The sequence below is a fragment of the Streptomyces sp. NPDC101152 genome (genome assembly GCF_044768275.1).
Lineage (GTDB): Bacteria > Actinomycetota > Actinomycetes > Streptomycetales > Streptomycetaceae > Streptomyces.
This window is the reverse complement of the sequence record NZ_JBIWPO010000040.1, coordinates 36,415-62,887: the sequence shown is the minus strand read 5'-3', so window position 1 is coordinate 62,887 and position 26,473 is coordinate 36,415. Positions and strand designations below refer to the sequence as shown.

The window sequence follows — 26,473 nt, the reverse complement described above, 5'->3', positions numbered from 1 at the left end:
GCATGGACCATCAGCAGCAGCCCCATGAGAATGCGGTCATGCGATACCCCAGGGAAGACGACCCCGAGTTGATGGAGGCCATCCGCCGCTACGTCACCCCCGGAGAGCGGGCCAACCGGCGCTACCTGAAACTGCTGGGCGGACAATTCGCTCGGCACGACGTGCCAGACAAGGCCACCTTCCTGCGCGCGCTCGTCGAGGACGCGCACCAGATCACCGACCACGAGCTGGGCGTCCTGCTCGACTGCGAGTGGCGATCGCGCATTACCGCGGCCTGGCTGATCGGAATCAGCCGCCGCGACCAGTTTCGCGAGCGCCTCGGAACGATGCTGCTGGCAAGCGAGCTGGTCTACGCCGGACAGGGCTACTGCTTCGCGCTCGCCCGTCTTGGCACCGAACAGGACGCCGAGATCCTCACCGCCTATCTGGACCACTACCTGCCACGGGACGACTGCCAGTACGACCAGCCCTGGGCACTCGGCGCCCTCCTGCGCATCGATGAACTTCGGGGCGCCAACCACGCCGGCCGGTTTCTGCAACCTGACGGCCTCTGGCAGCAGTGGGCCAAGGGGCGATTCGATGCCGCAACTCAGAAGAAACGCATCGACGAGCTCAGCTCCTACGTCGACAAGGACCCTGACCTCGCCTGATCGAGTGACACACGCCCGAGGGAAAAGACCCCTGAACAACCTCGAACTGTCCAGATAAACGACGTACATCCGATCACGCCACTGCGGAGCGCGCAGGTTGACCTCGTCACCGACGTGGGCGCTGCTGACGCACACGATCTGGTACTGGTATCCGAGCAGCTCCATCGCTTGGAGCCAGGTCGCGAACAGGACCCAGTCCAGGCCGAATTCGATGACGTTCTCGACGACGATGGCCTTGAACCGCTTCGCCTCAGCGGCTCGCACCACGCACCAGGCGGTAACCCGGGTCGCCTCGAAGGCGTCCTTGGTCAAGGACTCCCACTCGTCGCGTTCTTCCTCGAGCAGGTCGAGAAGATCAAGTTGGTTGGTTTCCCGGGGCTTGCCGCCCGCGGGGCTGATCTCGGTGCAGATGACGGATGCCCACAGGGCGTCGGCCTTGGGCAGCATGCGCATGGGGAAGCCGTCGCTGAGCGTCATGACGGCGTGCTCGCAGTTGGGGTGGTTGGCGGCGTGCGTCTCGATCGCGAGCCGCCAGTGGTTGATGCCGAGCAACAGCTCGTGCCCGGCTTCGACAAGTCCAGTGCTGCTGCCGCCCGCGCCACACAAAAGGTCAATCCAGGTGGCCATATGGGTAGTTGTTCTCCATGAGGTCCTGCGCGCCCGGCCCTACGTCGCGGGGCCGGGCGTCAGCCGAGATCAGTAAGTGCGGAGGCCGCCGTGTGCCTGCGCACGGCGCAGGAAGGTGATCCAGTGCCCCCACACCGGGTCGCCCACGGGCATCCCTGCGATGGCCACGCCTGGGTGGGCGTCATAGGCGGTGAGGGCGGCGGTGATCTCAGCGACCGTCACGAGGAAGGCGTCGTTGTAGAAGAGCTTGTACCTGGGTATTCCGGTCGGCACAGGCTCCGAAGCGTCCTTGACTGCCTGGTACGCGGTCCGGAACTCGGCGATGCGGTTCGCCGTGCTCTCGTCGATCTTGGTGCCGGGCCGGTGGTCCACTCCCTCCAGCCCGTATTCGGTCAGCTGGGGGTATGACGGCATGGGCAGCTCGACGAGCATCCCGAAATTGTTCATTGCGTCGAGCGTGCGCGGCATCGCCGTGTAGGCGAACCGAAAGTAGTTCTGGTCACCTTCGGCGGGCTTACCGTCGGAGGTTTGGATGTAGATGTCGTATCCCACGGGGGCGTTCTCCAAGAGGTCTACGGCTGCCCGGCCCAGAGTCGGGCCGGGCAGCGCGTTCAGCGGTGGGCGGCGTGGCGGCGGTGGACTTCGCCGTGCGTCGTGCGGCGCGGGTCCCGGCTGCGGGCCTCCCAGCGGAGCTCTGCGATGACGATCACGGTGAGGCCGGCACCGACACCGAGGGCGAGCACGAGCAGTGCGTACAGCGCGTGCAGTTCGGTCACCGCGCCACCACCTCGTAGCGAGCCGGGCAGGGCTGAAGGAGCTGCATGCACGCGACGAGCACCCCGTGGGCGTCGTTGGTCGCGAGTCCGTTGTCCAACGCGGCCTGGGCTCGGGCTTGTTCGGCCTCGTCCTGCGGGTGGGCGATGACGCAGGCGCAGGGGCGCTTGCCTGTCTCCTCCGCCGGATTCTGCGGGATCGCTTCGGTGTCCGCCATCAGACGATCACCTGTCCGGTGGACGCGAGGTAGAGGATGCCGACCTCGTCGTTCAGCTCCCACACGGTGAGCGGCCAGTCCGTCCCGCCTTGCGCGTGGACGCACGTCCAGCCCTTCGCCGCCATGGCGCGCACGACGTTGGCGTACTCAATGAGGGCCGTGCTGGTGTCGGTGAGAGGGCCGTGGAGCAGCTTGGACACCGGCAGGCGCTGCGCCGACACACCCCGGAGCCGGACGGAGATCAGGTCGATGACGCGTGGCGCGAGGCGCCGCTCGGTGACGAAGGCCGTGATGGCCTGGATGAGCGGGACGGTGTTGTTGCCGTGTTCCGACTGCTCTCCGCTGTCGGTGGAGTCGTAGAACACCTCGTCGACGTTCGGGTTGTCGTCGTGGAGCCGCTTGACCTGGAAGCCCTCCAGCGCGGCCGGGTCCATGGGCAGGTCCTCGACCGAGGAGATCCACAGATACGAGCCGTCGGTGAGCTCGGCGGTGATGGCGAACATGTTCCCGGACTCGACGTTGGTCACGAGCGGGATGCGGCGCAGCGCGGTGATGACCGGCTCGTAGGCGCTCCACACGGCCAGCCAGAGCGGGTCTTCGGTGTTGTTGTGCACGGGCATCGGGGCCAGCGGCGCCAGTTCGTTGCTCACAGTTCCTTCTCCAAGAGGTCGTGGCCAGCCAACAGTACAGAGTTGGGATCTATCTCAGGCCAAAATTGATACACATGGACGTGCTCACCGCGGGCGGGTGACGAACACCAGGCGGGGGGTCTTGCGCCGTTCCTCGCGCGCTTGACGGGCGCGGGCGGCCGAAGCTTCCAGCTCGTCGGCGCGCTGGCCGGCGACATCGGCGATGTCCAGCGCCTGGTGAGCGAGGTCGCGGGCCTGCATGAGCGCCTGATGGTTCACGCGGTGGTCGAAGTGGATCTCGGCGCCGCCGACGTCGTCGAGGAGTTCGCCGACGATCTCGTCCCTCACGAGCTTGGCGCGGCCGAGCCCGCCGAGGTGGCGCTCACAGTCGACCAGGTCTTTCAGGTCGGCGATCTGGATGAGCATGTCGCCGACACCCTCGGGGTCTTGGCGGTAGCGGTCGGCGAGACCGTGAATCCGCTCACGGGCGGCAGCCCCGTTGTCGAGCACGAGCGCACCCTTGCGACAGCGGCGAAGGATGGGCAGGTAGTTCATGTCGTCCTTCCGGTCGAAAAGGGGGCCCCTCCCCCTCCATCTGGTTCTATTCTATATGCATTCCTGGAGGTGTCCATATTCCTGGTGAAATTTTCTTTCGGGTGCCTAAGTCTTTCGCTGGCTGCCGCCCTTCCGTGCTCGTACGGCCTCGCGCGCAGCTCTGCGTGCCTCTTCGGTCGCGTCCGGGTTCTCCTCGACCCGTAGGCGGCGCCTGGCGGCCTCCTCGTGCCACTCGACCCAGAAGCGCCCGTGCTCACGGTGTTCCTCGTCCTTGGCCTCCTCCTGCTCCCTCCGGCGCCCTGCGCGCGGGTTGGTGCCGCACCCACGGCAGGAGGCAGCGGGGCGCCCCCGGTGCTTCGAGCAACCCTCAGGCGGCTCCCCGCGCTCCTGGGCGGAGTCATCTGGTGGAGCGGACACGGCCTCCCCCGCGGCGTCAGCCGTGGGGGTAGGGGGGGAAGGAAGGACAGAGGAAGAAGCAGGAAAGGAAGGGGTTCCACCGCTGGAACCCAGTGGGTTCCCCCCGTGAAACTCACCGGGTTCCACGGGTGGAACCCTGCTGTCCTGCCCGTCTGGGTTCCACCCGTGGAACCCTGCCTCCTCGCCGGGGTTCCCCCCGTGGAACCCAGCTTCGGCCTGCGGCGATTCGGCCTTCTCTCGACGAGCAGCCTCGCGGTCTTCGACGTCCTGATAGGTCATCGCAGGCTTCGCAGGGGCCGAACGCGCAACTCCGGAGCGGGCCTTGTTGGTGTTCTTCGGGGCAGCCTTGCGGGCCTCCAGGCGCTCCTTGAGCTCCGGCGTGGTCGGCGTCGGCGGTATGCCGAGTGGGAAGAGCCGGTAGACCGCCGCGCGTCCCGCCTTGCCGGTCTCCACGCGCTCGACGAGGCCCTTGGCGATCAGCTCCGTGACGATGGTGATCGCCCGTTTGTCGGTCACGCCGACCCACGCAGCGAGGCGGGTAATACCGGGCCGAGCGAGGCGAGTCTCGTCGTCGGCACTGTCCGCGATCTTCATGAGGGCGAGTTTCTGGCTCTGGGTGAGCTTCTCGGGCGGCAAGTACGCCGCAGCGATCATCAGTTGGATGGACACGGTTCCTCTTGGGGCGGTACAGCACGACGGCAGGACGGGTTGCCCCGCCCGGTCGTCCGGGCGGGGCTGCTGTGCGTGGGCTCGTGTCAGGCCGGCGTGACGTTGATGACCCTGGGAGTCTTCTTGCCGGTCTTCCTTTGAGGGACGGCCAGTCCTGCCGCCTTGAGGTTCTTGAGCATGCGGTTGGTGTCCGGCGTCATGGGAACCGGGATGCCAGCGACTTCGTGAAGGTCGACCATTGCCTCAACGTCGTCCTTCTCCTCGTCGTTGCCGCCGCGCCAGGACAGCTTGTTGGGGCCGTAGGTCCCGGCGGGAGACTGGTCGAGCTTCTTGCGCGCGAACTTCTTGATCCTGTCGCCCTCGCTGGCCAGTTCGTGTCCTCTGACGTAGTCGGCGAGGGCCTGTTCACGGTCGGCGTCGTTGTGGATGAGCGCCGTCTGCTCGGGCACCCCCGGAGCCGTGCCCGGCCAGCACAGCGACCGGAAAGGGCAGTAGTCGCAGATGGCGTCGAGACCGGGCCCGTGGAAGTCCCGAGGCATCTCGTCGGGGTCCTTGGTCTCGCGTACGCGCTCGACCCACCACTGCGCCTCTGCGGCACGCTGCGGGTCGAAGTCGATCTCCTGGACGTGCTCGGCGCCGCTGTCGCGGTTGATGAACCGGAAGCGGATGCGTCCGACGTCGAGCGGCCCCAGGCGGGCCAGGTATCGCTGGCCGGGGACGTCCTCGAACCCGACCTCGAAGAGCGCGCCCGCGTACAGATGGACCTGCCGCAGTTCGGCGGCGGTGGCGCCGTAGCGAAGGACCCGGTCCCACAGGTAAGTGGACTTGGTCTTCACGTCCTCGACGGTGAGCACGTCGGCGGGTATCTCGGGTCTGTGGCGAGCCGGTACTCGGGCTGCGGTCGCCTTGTCGAGCTGGATGACGTCGACGTGACCCTTGATCAGGTCGTCCTGGACGCTGCGCTCGACCAGCCATCCGTACTCCGTGCGTGCGGATTCCAGCAGGCCGTGGTGGATGAACGTGCCAAGGATCGCCGCCCGCTTGTCGGGGTGATCGGTCGGCGTGGCGCCGTGCAGGATGTAGGCGGCCCGACGACCGCATACGGTGTCGGACGCACCGAGTTGCGTCTGCAGGGAACGCGGTCGACGGGCGTCGACGTGGTGCGCGGCGTCCCACAGTGAGGGAGCGACGCCGTCGACGAGAGTGGCTACGGACATGGGGATTCTCCAAGAGGTCGTTGGGCCGCTCACTGCTCGGCGTCGGCGTCCTGCTCGGCGGCTTTCCGCTTGGCGGCGGCGCGGAGCTTTTCGGCATCCGACAGCGGCCCCTCCCCCATCTCCCGGCGAGGAGTGTCGAGTTCAGCGGCTCTCTGCTCGGCGGCGGCTCGGACAGTGGCGATCTCCTCCCGGCTGAGTCGGTTGGCCGGGTCCGGGACGCTGCGCCAGAGCGCGCCCAGCTGCTCCTTGTCGCCGAGCTCCGCGATGCGCGTGAGCCAGGGCTGAACGAGGTCGCCGACGAGCGCGGGCATGATGCGGGGCTGGGACTGGACGGAGCACCCCAGCCTGTTGAAGACCAGGTCCTCGATGCTGAAGTCCCGGAGCGTCAGGGGCTTGCGTTCCTCGACGCACATCCGGAGCGACCGAACCTTGATGACCTGGGGGTCGGCGTTGCGCTTCATGCGGATCCAGCACGACGAGTCGAATCCCAGATCCTTCTGGGCGGACACCTTCCACTCGTACCGGTTCGAGATCGGCTGGCCGTTGTCGTCGGTGGCGCTGACCTGCTTGCCTCGCGCGAGCACGATGGCGATGCCCGGCAGTGTGCGGAGCAGGTAGATGATTCTGTTCCACCGCTCGTTGGCGTCGTTCCACAGGTTTCGGCCGATGTCGTACGCGGCGTCCGGGTCCTCCTGGAGCAGGGCCCGGTTCTTCCGGCTTCGACGCCCTCGCTCGTATGTCCAGTTGGTGAGCATCCGCCACAACGCCGACCCCGAGTCGATGGTCAGCACGACGGGCGGCTTCCCGGCGGCTGCTGCACGCCGGGCCTCGGCTGCCACGGCTTCGACCTGTTCGAGGATGTCGCGGTAGGTCCCGTCGTGGTCGATGATCTCGTAGTTGGCGCCCTCGATCGCCGCGTACTCATCGGCTGATCCCTCGTCGAGGTCGATCCAGTACATCTGTCCGATGCGCTTGCTGCCGGAGAATTGGGCGGCCGAGTACGTCTTGCCGGCGCCCTCCTCCCCCTCGATCAGCAGAAGGGGCCAAGGGACGATCCCTGTTGGCTTGCGGGTCTTGAGCTTGACGGCGGGCGGCTTTGCGTCGCCCGCTGGTGCGTTCACGATCTGGCTCCAAGAGGTCGTGTTCAGTCCGCGCGCAGGGCCCGGACCTCGAAAAGGGATGTCCACTCCGGGTGTTCGGCCAGGAGGAGCCGCACGTACCGGGAGCGGTAGTCGTTGTTCAGCGCGAACTCGTCGCCCTTGGTCGCCGCGCCGTACTGGTAGCGCAGGAGCTCGAAGAGCATCCCGATCCCGATGCGGGTGAACCCCTTCTCCACACAGTCAGCGGTCATCCGAGTCAGCGCCCTGATGACCCAGGGGTTGAGGGCGTGGAACGCCTCGAATCGCTGCTGGATGGTCGGGTTGCCGACGACGGCGGGGTGGCGGACGGGCTGGATGGTGCCGAACAACGGCGGCTGCTCGATCAGCAAGGCTCCCCCTTAGCGACAGCACGAACACCCTGGAGTGTTGGAATCTATCTTTGCCGAGAGGGAATGTCGATCGACAACGCCGCCAACCATCCCCGGGGAGGACCTCTTCGATACCGCACGCCACCCCCGAAAGATAGAAGCGCACCCCCTGCGGGTGTGCTTCTATTCTATATGCAATTACGGGATGGATCAAGGCTTAAATAGCTTCTGAACTGGTGTTACTTCGCCTTTGCCGCCGCCCGGCCGCGGGGGATGATCTTAGACCCCGGTCCGTCGTACGTGCCGTCGCGCAGAGCCGTGAGGATCGATTCGTCTATCGCCCACTCGACTCCCCGCGCGCTGGCCTGCAAGCTGGGGGCGTCTTCGATGATCGGCTCCAGGAGCCAGATCGGGGACCCGGACAGCGTGTAATCAGCAGGCCGGAACCGGCCCGTACCCACCGCCTTACGCACCAACGCGCTGTCCTCAAGCCGGAACAGGGCTGTCACTTCAGCCTGACCAACCAGCGGCGGTAGCTGCTCCACTTCCCCGACCCAGTACCCGGGTGCCTGTTCCTCGACGAGCCGCGCCAACTCTGTTTCGTTGAGTCGCCGCGGTCGCGGTGTGGTCTCCCCGAATCGCCTGGCGAACTGGAGGAGCCAGTACGGCGAGCCGCTGATGATCTTCGCGTACCGGTAGTCCAGGGTCTGGTCACGGCTGATCCACTGGCTGACCTGGAGCCGCTTCACGTCGTAGAGTGCCGCGAACTCCGCCCCGCCGGCCAGATACGGCTTCCTCGCCGCCGGCCTGTCCTCGCGCGCCACGCCATCGCCTCCCGATCAAGCCAGTAGTGCATATAGATCGTAACCGCAGCCCAATGGTACTGAGCCCTGAGCATGAACGGGCCTCAGGACATCCTGCAATCGACGCTCTGGACAGTTGCCTATTGGGGCCGTTTCCGACTGGGTTCAACGTCCATCCGGTCCTTGCGATGGCGGACAACTCGCGTAGCCCTCGGCACAGCTGGTCGTAGTCGAACCCTTTGCCGCCGCACAGGCTAGCCATCAGCTGGAAGCGAGGCCTAGTACTACAGGGCTAGATCTTGATCATCTGGAGCCGCAGCCGCCTTCGGAAATGGTGCCGTCGCGCCTCCGCCTGATGCGCGCACCGCCATCGACCAGCGAAGTCCCTGGTCGATGGCGGTGCGAGCCAAGCCGATCAGGTTGAACAGCCGCCGGACCTCGGCGACGGTCAGGGCCGCGAGCCTCCGCGTTCGCGGCCCGCGGTCACCGCCCAGGTCGGAAGAGCCCCCTTTTGCGGGGTTCGGGCCATCGCGGCCAGGAATGCCAACGCCAGCATGGCCAGGGTGACATGGCGATGCCAGGCGTCGTATTTGCGTACCTGGTAGTTGTCCAGCCCGGCCTGCTGCTTGGCCGCCTCGAAACACTCCTCGACCGGCCAGCGCAATCCGATGACCGCCACCAGTTCCGACAGTGCTTCCCCGCGCGGGTTGTAGCAGTGGAAGTAGGCGAGCTCCCCGTCCGCGATGGTGCGGCGGACGACGTACGGGCGCCCGTCCCGTCCGGCGATTACGGCCCAGTCGTAGGTGCGGAATCCTTTTGCTCCGATCCCGCAGGCACGCCGGGAGAAGTCCCCCGGCCGCAGGTGTGATGCCAGGTTGTCCAACCGGGTCGGGGTGTCGGGATTGGTGGTGATGCCCGCGGTGTTCACGTCGGTGGATTTCGGGACAGCCATGCAGTAGAAGATGCCTTCTGCTTCCAGGTGCCTGCGCAGGATCCTGTTCTGGCCGAATTCCTCGTCCGCGACGAACCACGAAAACGGCACCCCGGCCGCCACGGCACGGTCGATCATGGCCTGGACCTGCTGCGGACGCGTGCGGAAAGTCACCTCGTCCGGGATCCCGGCCTCCCGGCGGCGTTCGAAGTCGACGGCCCAGGAATCCTTGGGCAGGTAGAGCTCCCGGTCGATCAGCACACGGTCGCCACGACGGTTGGCGTAGGCCAGGAACGTCCCGATCTGGCAATTGTCGACACGTCCGAGGGTGCCGGAATACTGCCGCTGGACCCCGGCGGATTTGACGCCCTTCTTCGCGAACCCGGTGGGGTCGGCGATCAGCACGCCCCGGGGATCCGCGAAGCGTTCCATGGCGTAGTCGCGGACCAGATCCCGCAGCAGATCCGCGCTCCACGGGGTGAGGTTCAAGAACCGCTGGAGTGCCTTGGGCTCCTTCTCGCCGGCGAACTCGGCCATGGTCCAGCCGTTCTTGCGCTGCAATGGGGAGAGGAGCCCACGCAGGTACTGAAGGGCGTGCTCTTGGGATTCCGGACGGTAGAACAGCGGGGTTGTCCGCTCGCCCAGGGCGGCGAACTCGCGGTCCCAGACGGCTAAATCGGCCGGGCTGACGGCGTCCGACGGACGATCTGGATCATGGGGCTGTGTCGTGGCCACAGCCAGAGCCTCCCATCACCCCATGATCAAGATCTAGCCCTGTAGTACTAGACCTGACAACGTCGTCTGCCTCGCCCGTGGTCTCATGACTGGAGATGTCTCAAGAGGTAGCGCGACAAGTTCAGAAGGGCAGCGGTCCGGAACTGAGTGGCTCGGTGTGGCTTTATCGGTGCCGCCGACCCACCGGAATCGGTCCGACTTGGACCCACGTAAGTGTTCGGTTCCGGCTTGAATCGGCCCCACGGGAAGCCGTTCGCCCTGTTCAGCGGCGGGGCCAGTCCTGACCGGAAGCGGTTGCGCCCGGTTTGTCCTGGAGCCGCGCCAGGCCGGAGAAGTGGGGCCAACTGCACCGATAAAGCCATCGGTGTACCCCGCGGGTCGTCCGGAGACGGCGGCGCAGATCGCATCCAAATCAGCGCGGGTCCAATTCCGGACATGAAGCCAGCTGTGGACGCCCAGGCCATCTTGGCCCAGCAGCTTGCCCGGGGCAGAGGACCAACGCACGGGGGGAGTCCTCGGGACCTGCCCACCCCGGCAGTTGAATCCGCTGAAGCTGTTCGGGGACAGCAAGCATGTCCGCAGGCAACTCGCACACGTTGTACAGCCGTCCCCCACTGCCGAACAGCGCCTCGCTCAGGACGAGATCCGGTGTGCTGCTTCACCAGCCAGTCGCCAGACGTGTGCGCGTACTTCAGCAGCCCCCCGGCGGCACCGCGAGCGCGACATCCACTCACAGTACGCAGGCTCCGGGGGAACCCTGAACTTCGGCTGCATTTAATCGGCTACTCAGGAGGTTCGATATCGGTGAAATACTGAGCCACATCAAAATTGGCGATCAAGCGAGCTAGACCAAACGGGGTCTGTCCACTCGCATTTTCAACCAAGGGGTCAGCGCCACGCTCTCGCAAGAGGGAAATAAGGTCCCCCCTACCCCGAGAGTTGAACACTGCAACGGATAGTGCGGTGTTTCCGAAGCGATTCTTCCTATCAACCTCAGCTCCACTATCCAGCAGCACCTGAGCCACACCGACGTGCCCCTCCTGCGCCGCCAGATGCAACGGGGTGAATCCGTTGCTATCCGCAGCACTGGGGTCAGCGCCAGAGGCGATCAGCTGCTCGACCTCGGATACATCACCACGCAAGGCCGCAATATGGAGCGGGGTTCGCCCCTGGCGATCACGTGCGTCACGGTTGCTCATATTGATGACTCAAATTGTTGTAGGGATCTTCGATTTGGTAGTGACTCGGATCGTTCTCATACTCTATGAACTGCTTCCGATCCCAACCTAGCAGCTGCGCCATGTCTCGATTTCGCCAGTACTCAAATCCCGGCTTGTGCCCGTAATGAAATGGCCCATGAATAGGCTGCTGCGTATTCGGATCGATGAAGTTTCCTTCCGCGTCGCGTGGCGCAGCATCCTGGATCGCTTGCTTGGTCGACGAACGGAGGGTGACGCGAGCATACGTTGTACCGGGATCCAGTCGATTGGGGATCGACTGGAAACGCCCATCCGAACCACGCGTTACCCCACAGAGGTCGCTGTTGTGCACCAGGATCGGCGTACCGCCCGCCAGCACATAGTACGTGTGGAGTTGCTGAACGGTGAGGTTCCAGCGGTTGGCAGCACCGGGAGTGTAGCGGACAGTTAGGACATAGGCGTGGTGCCCAGAGGCCGTGTTGAGCGCGTCACCATGACGGAGCTTGCCGGCGGGGACCCAGGTGTGGGCGGTTTCGTCCCAGAAGGGGTGGTTGGCAGTGGTATGAAGGACGGCAGTGTGATCACGCCTGGTGCGGATGGTCAGGTCGAGCAGATCGTGGTCGTGGTTGATCCACACATGCTGGACGGTGCGGGCACCTTGGTGTTTGCCCGTCTTAGGGTCGGCTGACTGGACTTTGTCGCCGACCTCGATCTTGCTGATTGGTTTGGTCTTGCCGTGAGCCATCAGTACTGGAGTGGCAGGCGCGAAGCTGCAAGGCCCGTCTTCCAAACCGAATGCTTCTCCGATCGCTTCACCAATTACTCCACCGATCGCGAGATTGGCGAATTGATCACCGTTATCCTCTGCGGCCTGGTAGGTGGGTGAGCCAGTGTCTGCTCCCAGGTCTTTCGCCCAGCCATTAACCGTATCTGGGTGGTAGCTACAGAAGTCTGAGAGAATCCAGCAGCCCGGATTCACAACGTCGCTTACGTGATCAAGTCCGTTGACTATGCCAGCAATATGGCCGAGGGCATCCGTCTCACCAATGCCCTTGGTCTGCTTGACCGCGCCATTCCCCCCGTTACCCCCGCCGCCTCCACTGCCGCTAGCACTGGGGAAGTCATATCGGTTGTAGTGCACGGTCCCGTCGCAGCCACTGCATCCCCATGAGGGATCGTTGAGGGGCTTGCCACCGCTGTTTCTGGTCGGGGTGTTGTCACCATACTGAGCCCCGCCTCCGCACTCGTCACGAGATTCGCAGCCCATCAGGCCGCTGGGGTCACTGTTCGTGACGGGGTTGTCGCCGGCGTAGGCGTAGCCGTTGAATTCTTGAGGACTGGTGGCTTCGAAGACGGGGTCGAGACTGACGAAGCGGCCCAGGTTGGGGTCGTATTCGCGGGCGCCGACGTCGGTCAGGCCGGTCGTGGTGTCGGTTGTTTTGTTGAGGAAGGTGCGGTTGTCGGCCCAAGTGGTTGTGGTGCCGCGAGGATTTCCGTAGGGATCGAACTGGCGCCACGTGGGGGTTTGGGCGGTGTAGTCGAGATAGAGGGTGTTCGTGCCGTGTTGGTCGGCGGCGAGTTCGAAGCCGTAGTTGGTGCCGGTGCCGGTGCGGACGACGGTGGCGCCGGGGACCGCGTAGTAGCGCACGCCGGTGGCGGTGCTGGTGGTGGTGTTGAGGGTGATCTGTTCGCTGCCGAGATACAGGGTCGTGGTAGTGGCATCGATCTGCAGCAGCAGGCTGCCGTCGGCGGCGTAGATGTAGCTGGTGGCGGTGCCGGTGGTGCTGTTGGTTACCTTCGTCAGCTGTTGGCTGTTGTTCCAGAGGAGGGTCTGGTTGCCGGTGCTGGTGTCGCGGGTCGTGGTGTTGCCGGCGCTGTCGTAGCCGTAGCTGGTCGATGCGGTAGAGCCGCCGGCGCTGGTGGTGCTGGTCAGGGTATTGGGCTGGCTGCTGGAGTAGTGGCTGGTTGTGACGGTATCGCTGCCGGTACCCGAGACGGTGTGCTGGGTTTGGGTGCCGCGGTTGCCGATGTCGTCGTAGCTCCAGCTGGTCCAGTAGGTGCCGCCCATGATGCCGTCGCCGACGGTGCTGTGGTCGCTGCTGGTGGGGGTCGCCGTGCAGGTGTCGGTGGCGGTCCAGGCCGTGGTGAGGCGGTCGAGGGTGTCGTAGGTGTAGCACTGCGTCTCGGCCGTAGTGCTGGAACCGGAGCGGGTTTCGGTCTGGTGGGTGGTGTTTCCGACCAGGTCGTGCGCGTAGGCGGTGTCGTCCACGCTTGCCGGGGTGGTGGTGGAGCGGGTGACGAGTTGGTCGGTCAGGTCGCCGGTGTGCGGGTCATAGGTGGCGGTGGCGGTGGCGTAGGAGGTGGAGGAACCGAGTTGGACCTGTGCAACTTGGTTGTATGCGCTGTAGCTGACGTTCTGCAGGTAGCTGTAGGCGCTGGTGACCAAGCCGTTTGGCTCGTTGTCGTTGTTGTAGCCGTGGGTGACGGTCTCGGCGGGCAGTCCGCCGCCGAGCGCGTAGCCGTCGGTCCACAGGAGGCCGAGGACGCTGGTGTAGGAGTGCGTGATCTTCCAGGTCTTGCCGAGGACGGTGCCCTGTGCGGCGGAGGGGATGATGGTCTCTTCGCCCAGGGATTCGCCGAAGATGTTGAAGTTGACGGCCTGCTGAACGTAGGCGTAGCCGTCGCTGTAGGCGGTCGCGGTGGTGACGTGCCCGATCGGGTAGGTCATGCCGGAGATGGCGGCGTTGGCGTTGTCGTATACCCAGGCGGCGGTCTGGTTGCCGGGTGAGCTGATGGAGGTATAGGCGACCTGGGCAGCGGTGGCGGCAGCGTATTGACCGGTTTTGCGGTCGAGGGCGTCGTACGTGTAGGAGACGTACTCGCCCCGGGAGTCCTGAGTCTGCAGCAGGTTGCCGTCCGCGTCGTAGACCATGGTGGAGGTGGCGGCCGTGGGGTCGGTCTTGGAGATCACCTCCCCGGCCAGGTCGTACGTGTTGGTCCACACGTCGCCCTTGGCGTCGGTGGTGGTGGACTGCCGGCCGTGGCCGTCGTAGCCGTACTTGGTTGCGGTGGTGGTGCCGCCGCTGAGGTAGAAGGTCCCGGTGGTGGTGTTTGACGGTGTGGTCAGTGTTGGTGTGGCGGTGTACTCGTCGAGTTCGCTGGTGCGGCCGAGCGGGTCGGTGCGGGTGGTTTTGGTTACTTCGCCCGTGGACGGGATGGCGGCGCTGGCGGAGCTCCGGGGCGGGATGACGGTGGTGGCGTCGCCGTTGTAGACCGTGGTGGTGGTCGAGACGACCGCACCGTTCTTCTCGGAGGTGTCGTAGATCTGTCGGCCCAGTCCGTCGTAGGTGTAGACGTCCTGGTCGGCGACCTGGTTGTCCGGCACCGAGTTCAGGGAGAGTGCCGGGGTGGTGGCGGAGTCCCAGTAGCCGGTGTTCTTCTTGGCCACCCAGCCGCGCGAGTCGTACAAGGTGTCGTTGATCAGGCGGCCACCCTGCGGTGTGTACGTCTGGGACTGCCGGGTCCGGCCGAACGAGTCTTCGACGGTGGCCGAGGTGAGGTAACCGCTGTTGTCGTTCAGGGTGTTGGTCACCACGCCCGACAGGGAGCTGTTGGACAGAGTGTAGGCGAAGGTCTGGTTGGCGAGCGCAGTGGTGGCGCGGGAGTCCTTCCACACCGAGGTGGCCCGCCCCAGTGCGTCGTACTGAACGGTGGTCACCACGTGGTTGGCGTCGATCGAGGTGAGGGTCAGGCCCCGCTCCGGGTCCAGGGTGGAGCTGCTGGTGCGGGCGACCCCGCCCACAGTGGGCTGGGTGACGCTCTGTCCAGTGGTCAGATAGGCCGAGTTGACCGTGTAGCTGGTTGTGGTGGTGTTGCCGTTGCCGTTCGTCGTACCTGACAACCGGTGGTAGGTGCTGTCGTAGGTGTTCTTGGCGGTAGTGCGCCAGGTGAACGCGCCGGCACCGTAGTCGGTGGCCTTGAGGGTCATCGTGACCAGACCCATGGTCGGGGCGCTGGCCTGCGGGAAGGTAGAGGAGAAACTGCTGTCGTCGTAGAACGTGCGCGTGGCGGAGACGACCTGGTCAGGCCGAGTGACGCTGGCGGGTGCGCCAAGGGTGTTCAGGCCATTGGGTACGGAGGCGACCGACCCTTCGGTGAAGCCTGAACACGCCACCGAGTCGGCTTCCGTGCCAGAGACCAGACCGACGATGTTGGCGCTGGTGTTGGCCGGGGCGTAGGTGGTGGCGGCGCAGAGGTCGTAGTGGGAGTCGGCCGGCACGGTGTGCGTGTACACGTAGGTCGGCAGGCCGAAGTCGTCGTCGGAGCGCGCGGCGTCGTATGTCGTGTCGGTCTCGGTGTAGCGCCAGCTGGTGGTGCCGCCGTCGGTGAGCCGCTGCCGCTTCCACACCTCTGCGGTGCCGGTCGCGTTGGCGGTCAAGTCGGGCAGTTTGGAGCGGGTGCGCGTCGCGGTGGCTGCCGAGATCCAGTAGGACGTGATGGTGGAGCTGTCGGCACTGCCGTCGTTGCCGAGGTAGACGGTGGACTCCAGCACTCTTCCGGCAAGTTGGTTGGAGTCGGTGTGCTTGCCGCCCTGGGAGTCGGTCAGCGACACGCTCCGAGTGGAGGTGGACGACAGCCAGTCGCCGTCCATGCCCTGGTAGTAGGAGTCCACCTGCTTGGTCTTGGCATCACCGGCGCCGTTGCCCATGGTGGTGGTCACCTGCTGGTAGCCGCGCCACTGCCCGTAAGTGCGGTACTTCGGCTTGGTGTTCTCGTCATCGTCGTAGTGCCAGGCCGCGCCGGCGTACGCGTAGTCGGTCTCCTTGGTGGCAGAGCCGCCGGTGGTGTCGGTCTCCAACACCACCTGCACCGCGTACTTGTTGAACCAGTCCAGCATCGGGCTGATGTAGCCGCTGGGAGTCCAGTACTCCGGGAAGCACGAGGCGGTGTTTGATGAGGGTGTGGCCGAGGTCGAGCAGGCAGTCGGCAGCGTGTAAGTGACGCCGATCGCCCCGCCCATCTCGTTGATGATCTTTGTGATGCGGTAGCGGAAGAGACCCGGGTAGGTGGAGGTGCTGACCCGGTTCTCCAGTGCCGATCCGTAAAACTGCACCGGCGGCATGGTGATCGAGGACGTGGAGCCGCCTGCGGACGTGTCCGCGCCGGTGCGCTGGACCGAGGACAGCCACAGCGTCGCGCTGGTCGCATCCCCCGTCGACGGCTCCGTCTGGGTCAGCGCATAGGAGTCGACGGTCACATACGCGCTGGAGGAGACCGAGTACTGCTGCGTGGTGATCGAGCTCAGGCGGACGGTGGAGAAGAACGACGGCCCGTAGGCACTGCACGTCGCTCCGGAAACACAGACGAGATCGTACGGAACGTCCGGGTAGTAGGAGGCGTTGGACGATGTCTCCGCACTGCCGCAGTTGCTGCTGGTGGAGGTGCAGCGCGCCGACGGGTTGTAGACGATCTTGTCGGGGACGGTGCCGTAGGGTCCGGTGGCGGTGGTGAAGCCGTAGTCGATGTGGGCGAGGTAGGAGTCGCGCACGTACTTGACCTCGGAGGTCCCGTTGTAGGCACCGTAGTAGTTGGTGTCCTGCGTGTAGTAGTAGGCCATCGCCGCGCCGGCTGCGTTGGTGACGTAGTCCAGGTGCCACTTGTAGGCCATGGTGCAGTAGCTGCTGGTGGCCGTGGAGTTGTAGCAGGGGTCACCGGAATGGGCGGCGTAGACCCGCTCCGAGTCCACCGAGTTGGTCGTGGCGTTTCCGGACGCCCAGCCCGGCAGCTCGTTGCGGCCGAAGTAGTACTTGGTCCCGTCCCGCTCGGTGATCAGCCAGTAGGAGGTGTCATAGGTGCCTGACCCGTTCGACGAGTTGGTCACCTTCGTGACCGTCGCGCCGTTGTCGCTGGCCAGCTTGTAGGTGGAGGTGGCCGAGTCGTAGACGATCGAGGTCGAGGATCCGTTCAGGGACATGGTCAGGACGGGACCGTCGTAGCACTCGTCCGGTGTAGTCACCGAGCCTGCGCTGCCCTCCGGAGAGTCGGCGCACGGGGTGAATTCCTGCTCGACGAAGGAGTCCTGGGTGCTCCATCCGTCGCCTACCCAGGACGACTGGGCCTGGGTGTTCGCCGTCTTCCCGTCGACAGCGCCGGAGTCGTAGGACAAGGACGGGTCCGGTACCAACGAGGTCGACGCCACCGGCGTTTGCACCTTGTAGGTGTAGGTGAAGTCACCCGACGACCCCGACTGGGCCCATGAACCGGCGGACGACAGGGTGGAGGCGTAGTTTCCGCCTGCGCCGCCCTCCTGTCCGGTGGAGTCGGTGGCTGCGATGACGGTCGCCGCACCGGAGGTCGAGGCCGTCTGCGCCGACGTCGCGGCCGAGGCCGATCCGGAGTAGACGGCCGACACGGCTGATGCGGTCGCGGTCCGCTGGGCCTTGGTGAGCCCGGCGCTCGTCACCGATGTGGTTCCGCCGAGGGTGATCTCTGCGGAAACGGCCGCCTGCTGGGGGTTGTTGAGTGAGGTCAGTGGCGTCTGCTTGCGGCAGTTGGCCAGCTGTGGGGTCGTCAGTGCGCAGGCGGGCAGTTCCACCAGCCGCAGCCGGGAAGCGTAGTTGCCACCGACTGCCTGGCGGAAGGCGCCGTAGGCCAGGCCCACTTTCACCCGGCCTGTGCCGGACACGGCAGCGGCCGACTGGCTGGAGGCGAGGGACCACACCGGGCCGGAGACACCCAACCGTGCGGACAGCGACCGAGGCCGGACCGAGACACCCAGCGTGGTGGGGCCCGTGTAGGTGCCCTTGCGGGGCGCTATTGCCTGCGCCCACACCGGGGTTCCCGCCGCAACTGCCTTGGCGCCTGCGGCAGCAGCGTGAGCGGGCGGCGTGAGCTTCAAGTTCCCCGCGTGGACGGCCGGCCAAGTGGTCTCTGTCGGCACGGCGTTGTGCCGGGTGGCAGTGGAGAGGCGCACCTGCTGGTGTGGGATGGGCTTCAGGCCCGTGACGGAACGGCCGAGGTCCGCCTTCGGCTTGACGACCGATGTGGAGGAGACGAGGGGTAGCGCACTCGCTGTGGATCCGAAGGCCAGGCTCAGACACAGGGACCAGGCCACCAGCGCGGCCCACGCCGTAAACAGCCGCCGCACGCGGCGGCGAGTCCACAGCCGAGTCGGTCCACTGTTTCCGGGCGTGCGTCTACCAGACACGGCCTTCCCCCTCGTCACGACGACATGCCGAAATTGCAGACGCTCGCGTGGGGTTCACGCATCTCTTGTAAAGGCCACGTGATCGCTCGTCCGCGCCAAGAATTACCTGAAAGCGCAATCACGAAGAAGAAGGAGCTTGGAAAGAACTCACCAAAGAAGATCGACAAACAACAACAGAAACAGACATCAAAGACATGTCCATGACGTGATCTGGATCACATAAGCCCATGTCGGACGGTAACTGCCCATACGGTGACGCGGCCTCGGCCTCACGAATCCGACACGTCGACACCACAGGTGATTACGGAGAGGCTGCCGCCACAGACCGCCAAGAAACCCTCAAATGAGCTTTACGAAGCCTTGGCCACTGTCGACGGTTCGCCATCGGGGCCCGTACATCCCTTACGGGTTTTTCCATCAGCATGAAGACTTGGGGAAAGAAAATGCAAAGGACTAAGCGGGTTCCGCTGCCCTTTTCATGGGCACGCCGCATGGTCGTCGGCGCTTCCGCCCTCGCGGTCACCGGGGCATTGCTCACCCCCGGCCTCGCCCGCGCGGCCACCACGACGACACGTACCGACACCGCCCCTCACACCTCAGCCCGACCCTCCGCCGGACTGACGGAGAGCCAGGCTCTGGCGAAGGCACGGGCCACCGGCAAACCGGTCCAGGCGACAGCCGAAACGACCGACTCCTCCACCCTGACCGCCAACTCCAACGGCACGCTGACGCTCAGACAGACCATCGCTCCCGTCCGCAGACTGGTGCACGGCAGATGGGAGAACCTCGATCCGACGCTGGTGCGTCATGCGGACGGCACGATCTCCCCCAAAGTGTCCACCAGTCCTCTGACCCTGAACAGCGGCGCAGCAGGCAAACCGCTGGCCAGCATGCGGGCTGGCAGCGGCTCCCTGGCCGTGTCCCTGCCTGCCGATTTCACCCTCACCACGCCAACCCTGTCGGGTCCCACCGCGACGTACCACGACGTGCTTCCCGGCGTAGACCTGGCGGTGACCGCACAGGACACCGGCGGGTTCAGCGAGGTCCTGGTGGTCAAGAACGCCACCGCGGCAGCCAACCCGGCCCTGGCGGACCTTGCCCTGTCCACCAAGGCCACCGGCGTGACGCTGGCCAGCGACGCGGCCGGTGACATCACCGCCAAGGATCCTCACGGAGACACCCTGTTCTCGGCCACCGCCCCCACCATGTGGGACTCCGGCCGTGCCGCCGCGAGCACTCCGAAGGCGACCAACCTGCAGACCGGCCAGAAGGTCGATACCCGCACCGGCAACCCGCTCATCTCCAGCCCTGCGTCACCCGGAACCGCCGCCCGCACCACCAGTCTGAAGGCCTCCTACCGCGCCGGGAGAATCAGGCTCTCGCCCGACCATGACCTGCTGAGGGGCAAGCACACGGTCTACCCCGTGTACATCGACCCGACCTTCGTCCCCTCGGGCCAGACCGACACCGTCCAGGCGTGGGCGTTCGTCGACAGTAAGTGGCCCAACACCTCCTACTGGGAGCCCGGCGCCTCCACACCCGGTCCCCTGCACGTCGGCTACACCGACTGGACCCCCGATATCTCCACCAACCGGGCCTACTTCCAGACCAGCATCAACAGCAAGGTCTGGAAAGCGGACGATGTGATCGACTCGCACATCTCCTTCTACGAAAACTGGTCGGCCTCCTGCACGCCCGAGCAGGTCGACCTCTACGGAACCAAAGCGATCTCGCCCAGCACCACCTGGAACAACCAGCCGGACCACCTCAATCTCGGCAAGCTCGACTCACAGACTGCCGCCAACGGCTGGTCCGCCGACTGCGGCCCCGCAGACGTCACCTTCAACATCCGCCCGCTGATGCTGCAAGCCGCCGCCAACAAGTGGTCACAGGCCACCTTCGAGCTGAAGGCCGCGGACGAGAGCAACGACTACGCCTGGAAGCAGTTCAGCAAGCAGGCCACCATCACCACCGACTACGACCACAAGCCCGACACCCCCGCCTCGCTCACCACCAGCCCGGCCACCAGCTGCACCGCCGCGACCCCGACCACGCTGGGACTGGGCGATGTCACCTTGCGCGCCAAGGTGTCCGACCCGGACGGCACGATCGACACGCTCACCGCCAACTTCACGCTCAAGAACATGGCGAACAACGTCACCTACCCCCAGTCGCATAACGCGACCAGCGGTTACCCAACCAGCGTCATCTACTCCCACACGGATAGCTCCGGGCCCTTCAAAGGACTCACGGCGAAGACTGAGTTCGCCTGGTACCTCACCGCCAGCGACCAACATCTGACCAGCGATCCGTCGACCACCTGCCACTTCTACTACGACCCCACCGTTCCCGGCGCACCGTCCGTCACACCCGTCTCCACGACGAAGACCAACCCAGACGGCACCAGCAGCCCGATCTACTGCCCCAATATCGACAGCTCGGATCCCGCTTCCTGCACGGTCGGCACATCCGCTGCCTTCACCCTGACCGACACCAACACCCTCACCGGCGCGCCGGGCAGCTACCGCTACCAGCTCAACGGCGGCAACCCGGTCAGCGTCTCCGCCTCCACCACCAGCCCCTACAGCGCGTCCATCTCGCTCAAGCCGACCACCCAAACCAATGTGCTGACAGTCACCGCAGTCTCCAGCGGCGGAAACCTCGGTGACACCTTCAACTACATCTTCATCGCCAGTGCGCCAGCCACGGCCGCGAGCGACGACCTCAACGGCGACGGCATCGCCGACCTGCTGACCGTCGGCGGCAAGAACTCCCTTCCTGCCGGGCTCTGGCAGGCCACTGGTACCAGCAGCGGCAAGGTCAACCCCATCGCCCGGAACATCGGCATCGACGGCAACGGCGTCTCCACCAATCAAACCGCCACCTCCTTCACAGGCACCCAGGCCATCACAGGCCACTTCTTCACCGGCGCCGGCTTCAATGACATCCTGGACTACAGCTACAACACCGCCACCGGGACCATTAGCGGCGAGATCCTGCGCGGCCAGGGAGACGGCACCGGTCTGCACCCCGTCGACTCCTTCCCCATCACCAATTCCCCCGGAGTCTTCGCCTTCACCGACACCACCATCAACAGCGACGGCACCACGACCAGCACCGTCACGCCAGCCACATCCATCGCCAACGGCGGCGACCTGTACAACGACGTCAACGGCAACGCCCACACGGGCTACCCCGACCTCCTGCTCGTCATCGACGGCAAGCTCTACGATGAGAACTCCACTCGGGACAAAGGCATCTACCCCGGGGCGCAGTCAGGCACAGATCTGGCGGACTACAACCCGTACTGCCTGGCCCAGAACACCAGCACCACCATCAGCACCAACTGCACCAGCGCCTGGAGCGGCTGGAACAGCTGGACCATCACCAGCACCCTCGACGCCAACGGCATGCCGGCCGTGTTCGCCCGCGACACCAGCACCGACAGCAACGACCCCTCCCGCGGCCAGCTGTGGTACATCAGCTCCGCCAACCTGAAGACACTGGCCTACGACTCCCTGTCCTCCGCCACCGACACCACACTCACCTCCGTTGAGGCCGCTAGCACCGGCTGGGATTCTGGCAACCAGCCAGTCCTCCAGGCCTCCGACATCAACAACGACGGCACACCCGACCTGTGGACCATCAGCAGCAGCGGAACCGTCACCGCCAATGAAATGACCCTATCCGGCACCACCGCCACCCTCACCACTCCCGCTGGGAGCGGGCAGGCTCTGAGCACCGACACCCACGACTGGCCGCTCAACGACTACGACACCAGCGCACTCAGCGCAGACGACGCCGCCGCCACCGCGATCACCCTCACCGGAACCGGCGGAACCAACGGCATCACCGCCCCCACCGGCGGCCTGTTCAGCCCCGACGTCCAGCTCGATGCCACCGGCCACAACTACCTGCAGGGCAGCAAGGCCCTGGACCTGACCAAGTCCTTCACCGTGTCCATCTGGGCCGACCCCACCGCGTACGGCGGCGCGGTCCTCTCCCAGAGCGGCAGCGCCGACTCCGGCATCCTGCTCGTGCCCACCTCCAGCGGCTGGCAGTTCAGCCTCAACACCGGCGCCGGTACCGCCTGGAGCTTCGACGCCGTCACCGGCGGCACCGTCCACCTCGGCACCTGGGCCCACCTGACCGCCACCTACGACAAGACCACCGGCGTCATGAACCTGTATGTCGACGACGTCTTCGTCGCCACCGGCAACCACAGCGCGCCCAGCACCGGCGCCAGCGGGAACTTCCAACTCGGCGACGACTGGCACACCAGCGCCCGAGCCGACTACTTCACCGGCGAACTCGCCCGCGCCCAAACGTGGACCGGCTCCGTCGTACCGCCGGCCCAGCCCTACACCCCGGCCAGCTACCACCAGGCCGTCACCCCCACCCGCATTCTCGATACCCGCAGCAGCAGCGGCCTGACCAACACCAGCGGAATCACCGCAGGCGCCAGCACCGTCACCGCCAACTCCATCACCAGCCTGAAAATCGCCGGGGACACCGTCACCACCCCGGTCAGCGGCGCACCCACCACCGTCCCCGCCTCGGTCACCGCCGTCGCCGTCGACGTCACCGTCACCGGCGAAACCGACACCGGCTACGTCACCACCTACGCCGACGGCACCCAACGCCCCATCACCTCATCCACCAACTTCGCCGCCAACACCACCGCAACCGGCTATCAGATCGTCCCCGTCGGCAACGACGGCAAGATCGACCTCTACACACACATCGACAGCAGCAGCGGCACCACCGCTCTGCTCGTCGACGTCACCGGCTACTTCACCAGCGAACCAGCCCTCACCGGGGACCAGACCTACACACCACTGACCAGCGCCGTCCGCGCCCTCGACACCCGCTCCAGCACCACCAACACCAACCTGACCAGCACCGGCACCGTGGCCGCCGGCAACAACTTCACCCTGCAGATCACCGGCCAGAACGGCATCCCCAGCACCGCCACCGCCGTCGCCGTCAACCTCGCCGCAGCCAACGCCACCGGCGCCGGCTACCTCCAGGCCTACGCCACCGGATACGCCCCCACTGCCGACACCAGCCTCAGCTTCAACAGCGGCAACGCCATCGCCTCACTCTCCGGCGACGTCCCCATCGGAACAGGCGGAACCATCACCATCTCCGTGCACAGCAACGCCACCGCCGTCGTCGCCGACATCTCCGGCTACTACACCACCAGCACCACCGGCCAGAAATTCCACACCCTCAACCCCACCCGCCTGGTCGACACCCGCAGCGGAATCGGCGGAAGCACCGGCGCCGTCGCCGCCCTGGGCACCTACACCCTCACCGCCAGCACCACCCAGCAAGTGACCACCGCAACCACACCCACACTCGCCGCCATGCTCACCGTCACTAACACAGCGGGCAGCGGCTACTCCACCGCCTACCCCACCAGCGTCGGCAAATCCAACCCCGCCACCAGCAACATCAACTGGGGCACCGGCGACACCCTCGCCAACCTCACCCTCACCCCAACCGACACCAGCGGCCAGATCAGCATCTACAACAACAGCTCCGGCAACGTAGACTTCATCGTCGACTGCAGCGGCTACTACAGCTGACCAGCCCATCCTGCTGATAGGGTGATTGTTCCAAGAGGTCGAAGGCCCTCGCCGAAAGGCGGGGGCCTTCTTCCATGTTGGGAACATTGCTAACGGACGGCAGGGCACCGCGTTGACCCTCGATGCGTGCGGCGGACGGGGCAGCAGCAGCTACGAGCGCGCCCTGATCAACCTCCGGCGCAGTCACGAGACCGGGAACCGCTGTTCCTAGGAGGCTATGGCGGGCTGGAATGCCGCCCACTCGAGGGCTGCCCTGCTGGTGCGCCTGACCGAGGACCAGGACGTGCCGCTGAACGGCATCCCACCCGCGGTCAAGTGGGCGGCAGCATGGGCGCCGGGGTCTGGTACTTCGGCGGTCGCGCGTAGCCCAGCAGCCAGCCGAACCGCGGCGACAGGTGCTCCTCGGCGAGACGGAACGCGCCGTAGTACGCGCAAGTGGCGACTGGCGTCAGGACTCCCGTGACCGCGGCAGCGTCGAGGTCGAGGCCATGGCGCAGTGCGACCGCGACGAGCCAGCCGACGGCGGCCGGCACACCAGTGCGTACCAGCGAGGTGAAGAGGTTGTTCATAGAGTCTTGCTCCTTGGACTGATGGGAGGGTCAGGAGAACAGCCGGTGCCAGGTTTCGGGGCCGGGGTAGCCGTCGGCGTCGGATCCGGTCCATTTCTGGGCGCGCTGAAAGGTGGCAACGTTGAGGCGGTCCGCTTCGCCCCAGTGGGGGGACGGGCCGACGCGGTAGTGCTTGCCGTAGCCCTTGTGCACGAGCTGCTGGCCCAGCAGGAGGATGGAGGCGTTCGACTTGCCGGGGCCGAAAACGCTTCGGCCAGGGAACGCCGGCGGCCTCGGCTTGGGCGTCGTCGACGTCGCGGTCGGCCACTTCGGCATCGGGCCAGGGTCGGCGTGCGTGTTCTCGGGCGTCTGACCGTGGCCGTAGTGCCCGCCCTCCGTCTCCCAGATGTGCTCGCTTCGGTTCGCCTTCCAGGTCGGGGTGCCCATCGGCCAGACGTCTGGCACGCCCCAACCCCGCGCCCAGGCCAGGATCTTGTCGAGTCCCTTGGCCGGGGAGTCCCGGACGGTCGCGTACGACTTCCCGTTCACACGGCAGTGTGGGAAGAACAGGGTCTCAACCTGCAGACACACCCTCCCGGTGCGGTTGGTCCGGGTGCCGCCGGTGGTGTCGACGACAGACTTGGACCGGCTGTCCGCCGGGTAGAACTGGGCGATCCTGCCCGTGAAGGGATCCCAGAGCAGATGCGGCGCGACTCCCTTACCGGTGCCGGTGAAGTACTGCACGAGCTTGTCGAACGCCACTAGATCGGCGGGCTTGGACGCCGTGGCGTTCTTGTCCCACGTGATGTGCCAGATGACGCGTGGGTCGTAATGCGTGTCGGTGGGTGCTGTGTCGCTGAGCGGGTGCCGCTCGGCTCCAGGCAGCCAGAGATCAGGCATGGGCGCGTTCCTTGTTCTCCCCCGCGCCTGCTGTTCCGAGCCTACAGTCCGAGCTTGCCAGTCACGATCGCGACGATCACTCCCACCGCGATCGGCGCTACGAGTGCGGTTAGAGCCAACCGCCGTACGCTGCGCGCCTCTTGGCGCTCCGTCTCGCGCTCGCGCCGTATCTGGACGATGTCGTCCTCGACAGCTTTGATCCGTACCTCGTCGGTCCGCCGGTCCCCCTCGTACTGGATCTTCGTCACCATCTCGGCGAGCCGCGCGCCAAGCGCAGCGAAGTCGGCGCGCAGGTCGTCGCGCATCTGCTGCATAGCCCGCAGCAATTCCCACGGAGTGGGGTCCTGTCCCGGCGGCGCGCTCACGGTGCTCCCTTCGGCAGCCCCGCGCCGCTGAAGATCAGTCTAGGAGAGGCGGGGCAGGCGGACCGCGCCGTTTCGGGGGACAACACTCAAGCAGCCTCACAGATCGTCAACTCATACTCGCCCCCACTGACCGGTTCACAATGGCCATCGAGTTGCAGCGAGCGGTCGTCTGCGGCTGTGTGGTCAGCCGATGTGCAGGACGGTCAGGGCAGTGGTCCAGTCGGTGACGATGGCCTTCTGCGCGGCGGCGAGGGTGACCTGGCCGGCGCAGACCGCGGTGTGCAGCTTCGTCTCCACCGGGTCCTTCTGGTTGTTCACCCCCGCGCCCTTCCTGTGGCCGGGGTCGGCGGGCTCCACCCACAAGTTGCGCGGGTCGTTGGGGTCGCCGCCGAGCTGCAGGCTGATGAGGTGGTCGTACTCGGCATCGGCCATACGTCCGGTGTACCCGTACGAGGCGGCGTTGAGCTTCTTCTCCTGACCCGTCACATAAGCGGAAGGCCGCACGCCGGAGGTGTAGCCGCCCTTACGGCAGATCGTCGACTTCAGGTTCGCCTGCGTGACGGCCGGGGAGATCGCGCCCGGCGTGCACTTCGGGTCCTCGAGCGGCTCCCCGTGCTCGGTCCGGTAGTGGCACGAACCGGCGGCCGGCTGCTGCTGCACCGTGTAAGTCTTCTGCGGGCCCGCCCCCACCGCGATCGCCCCTCCCCCACCACCGGGCACGGCTGATCCGGAGGCTCCCGCCGCCGGAGGGCGATGGGTGGACGGCGTCGACGCGCCCAGCGACCCGGATTTACAGCCCGCCAGCAGCATGCAGGCGAGCAGGATGGGCGGTAGGGCACGGCGGACAGCACGCATGGCGATCCCTCACAGGCAGACGACGGTCGAGCAGATGGTCCCCCACCACCAGCCGGTCCTACCGCGCGGGGTAGGGCGCACCGGTACACGGCCGGGGCAGCGGTTCGGAGGGCGGC

At 65.9% G+C, this 26,473-nt stretch carries 19 protein-coding genes and 1 pseudogene; 2 read left to right on the top strand and 18 right to left on the bottom strand.

The annotated features are described in order from the left end of the window. Positions 1-2: 2 nt before the first annotated feature. A complete protein-coding gene (locus ACIRVK_RS34535) occupies positions 3-650 on the top strand; it encodes a DUF6000 family protein (protein WP_404254166.1) in 648 nt (215 codons plus the stop codon). 108 nt (positions 651-758) lie between these two features. Here ACIRVK_RS34535 and ACIRVK_RS34530 read toward each other — a convergent pair. The 14 genes and pseudogenes from ACIRVK_RS34530 to ACIRVK_RS34465 form a co-directional block, all read right to left on the bottom strand. Next, positions 759-1,277, bottom strand: a pseudogene (locus ACIRVK_RS34530) (DNA cytosine methyltransferase); the annotation flags it as partial. 69 nt (positions 1,278-1,346) lie between these two features. Further along, positions 1,347-1,829 carry a hypothetical protein gene (locus tag ACIRVK_RS34525; protein WP_404254165.1) on the bottom strand — a complete coding sequence of 161 codons (483 nt, stop codon included), beginning with the start codon at positions 1,827-1,829 and terminating at the stop codon, positions 1,347-1,349. A 59-nt stretch (positions 1,830-1,888) separates the two neighbouring features. Next, positions 1,889-2,053, bottom strand: a complete 165-nt coding sequence (locus tag ACIRVK_RS34520; protein ID WP_158711587.1) for a hypothetical protein — start codon at positions 2,051-2,053, stop codon at positions 1,889-1,891. Beyond that, positions 2,050-2,268: a hypothetical protein gene (locus ACIRVK_RS34515; RefSeq protein WP_404254163.1), complete on the bottom strand. Its 219-nt coding sequence runs from the start codon at positions 2,266-2,268 to the stop codon at positions 2,050-2,052. Before ACIRVK_RS34515 ends, ACIRVK_RS34520 begins: the two co-directional genes overlap by 4 nt. Then, positions 2,268-2,918 (bottom strand): hypothetical protein, encoded by a 651-nt coding sequence (locus ACIRVK_RS34510; protein ID WP_404254161.1) that lies wholly within the window; start codon positions 2,916-2,918, stop codon positions 2,268-2,270. The genes ACIRVK_RS34515 and ACIRVK_RS34510 overlap by 1 nt, the downstream gene beginning before the upstream one ends. An 84-nt stretch (positions 2,919-3,002) precedes the next feature. After that, positions 3,003-3,452: a hypothetical protein gene (locus ACIRVK_RS34505; protein WP_404254159.1), complete on the bottom strand. Its 450-nt coding sequence runs from the start codon at positions 3,450-3,452 to the stop codon at positions 3,003-3,005. A gap of 105 nt (positions 3,453-3,557) precedes the next feature. After that, positions 3,558-4,538, bottom strand: a complete 981-nt coding sequence (locus tag ACIRVK_RS34500) for a helix-turn-helix domain-containing protein (protein WP_404254157.1) — start codon at positions 4,536-4,538, stop codon at positions 3,558-3,560. Positions 4,539-4,624: 86 nt separating this feature from the next. Further along, positions 4,625-5,755, bottom strand: a complete 1,131-nt coding sequence (locus ACIRVK_RS34495; RefSeq protein ID WP_404254155.1) for a PD-(D/E)XK nuclease family protein — start codon at positions 5,753-5,755, stop codon at positions 4,625-4,627. Between the two features lie 29 nt (positions 5,756-5,784). Next, complete coding sequence (locus ACIRVK_RS34490) at positions 5,785-6,876, bottom strand: AAA family ATPase (protein WP_404254153.1); 1,092 nt, start codon at positions 6,874-6,876, stop codon at positions 5,785-5,787. Between the two features lie 23 nt (positions 6,877-6,899). Next, the gene (locus ACIRVK_RS34485; protein ID WP_404254151.1) at positions 6,900-7,244 is read right to left on the bottom strand and encodes a hypothetical protein; all 345 of its coding nucleotides are present in this window, start codon (positions 7,242-7,244) and stop codon (positions 6,900-6,902) included. 218 nt (positions 7,245-7,462) lie between these two features. Beyond that, positions 7,463-8,047, bottom strand: a complete 585-nt coding sequence (locus tag ACIRVK_RS34480; protein WP_404254149.1) for a hypothetical protein — start codon at positions 8,045-8,047, stop codon at positions 7,463-7,465. A 427-nt stretch (positions 8,048-8,474) separates the two neighbouring features. Then, complete coding sequence (locus ACIRVK_RS34475; RefSeq protein ID WP_404254206.1) at positions 8,475-9,602, bottom strand: IS701 family transposase; 1,128 nt, start codon at positions 9,600-9,602, stop codon at positions 8,475-8,477. Between the two features lie 872 nt (positions 9,603-10,474). Continuing rightward, positions 10,475-10,891, bottom strand: coding sequence for an ankyrin repeat domain-containing protein (locus ACIRVK_RS34470; protein WP_404254147.1), 417 nt, complete (start codon positions 10,889-10,891; stop codon positions 10,475-10,477). Continuing rightward, positions 10,878-17,576 carry a GH-E family nuclease gene (locus ACIRVK_RS34465; RefSeq protein ID WP_404254145.1) on the bottom strand — a complete coding sequence of 2,233 codons (6,699 nt, stop codon included), beginning with the start codon at positions 17,574-17,576 and terminating at the stop codon, positions 10,878-10,880. The genes ACIRVK_RS34470 and ACIRVK_RS34465 overlap by 14 nt, the downstream gene beginning before the upstream one ends. A gap of 1,013 nt (positions 17,577-18,589) precedes the next feature. On the opposite strand from ACIRVK_RS34465, the gene ACIRVK_RS34460 reads away from it, so the two are divergent. Continuing rightward, a complete protein-coding gene (locus ACIRVK_RS34460) occupies positions 18,590-23,689 on the top strand; it encodes a LamG-like jellyroll fold domain-containing protein (RefSeq protein ID WP_404254143.1) in 5,100 nt (1,699 codons plus the stop codon). A gap of 311 nt (positions 23,690-24,000) precedes the next feature. On the opposite strand, the gene ACIRVK_RS34455 is transcribed toward ACIRVK_RS34460, so the two are convergent. The 4 genes from ACIRVK_RS34455 to ACIRVK_RS34440 form a co-directional block, all read right to left on the bottom strand. After that, positions 24,001-24,258, bottom strand: coding sequence for a hypothetical protein (locus tag ACIRVK_RS34455; RefSeq protein WP_404254141.1), 258 nt, complete (start codon positions 24,256-24,258; stop codon positions 24,001-24,003). A 30-nt stretch (positions 24,259-24,288) separates the two neighbouring features. Beyond that, positions 24,289-25,137, bottom strand: a complete 849-nt coding sequence (locus tag ACIRVK_RS34450) for a peptidoglycan-binding protein (RefSeq protein WP_404254139.1) — start codon at positions 25,135-25,137, stop codon at positions 24,289-24,291. Between the two features lie 41 nt (positions 25,138-25,178). Next, positions 25,179-25,502: a hypothetical protein gene (locus ACIRVK_RS34445; RefSeq protein ID WP_404254137.1), complete on the bottom strand. Its 324-nt coding sequence runs from the start codon at positions 25,500-25,502 to the stop codon at positions 25,179-25,181. Positions 25,503-25,685: 183 nt separating this feature from the next. Beyond that, positions 25,686-26,357 carry a hypothetical protein gene (locus ACIRVK_RS34440; RefSeq protein WP_404254135.1) on the bottom strand — a complete coding sequence of 224 codons (672 nt, stop codon included), beginning with the start codon at positions 26,355-26,357 and terminating at the stop codon, positions 25,686-25,688. Positions 26,358-26,473 lie beyond the last annotated feature (116 nt).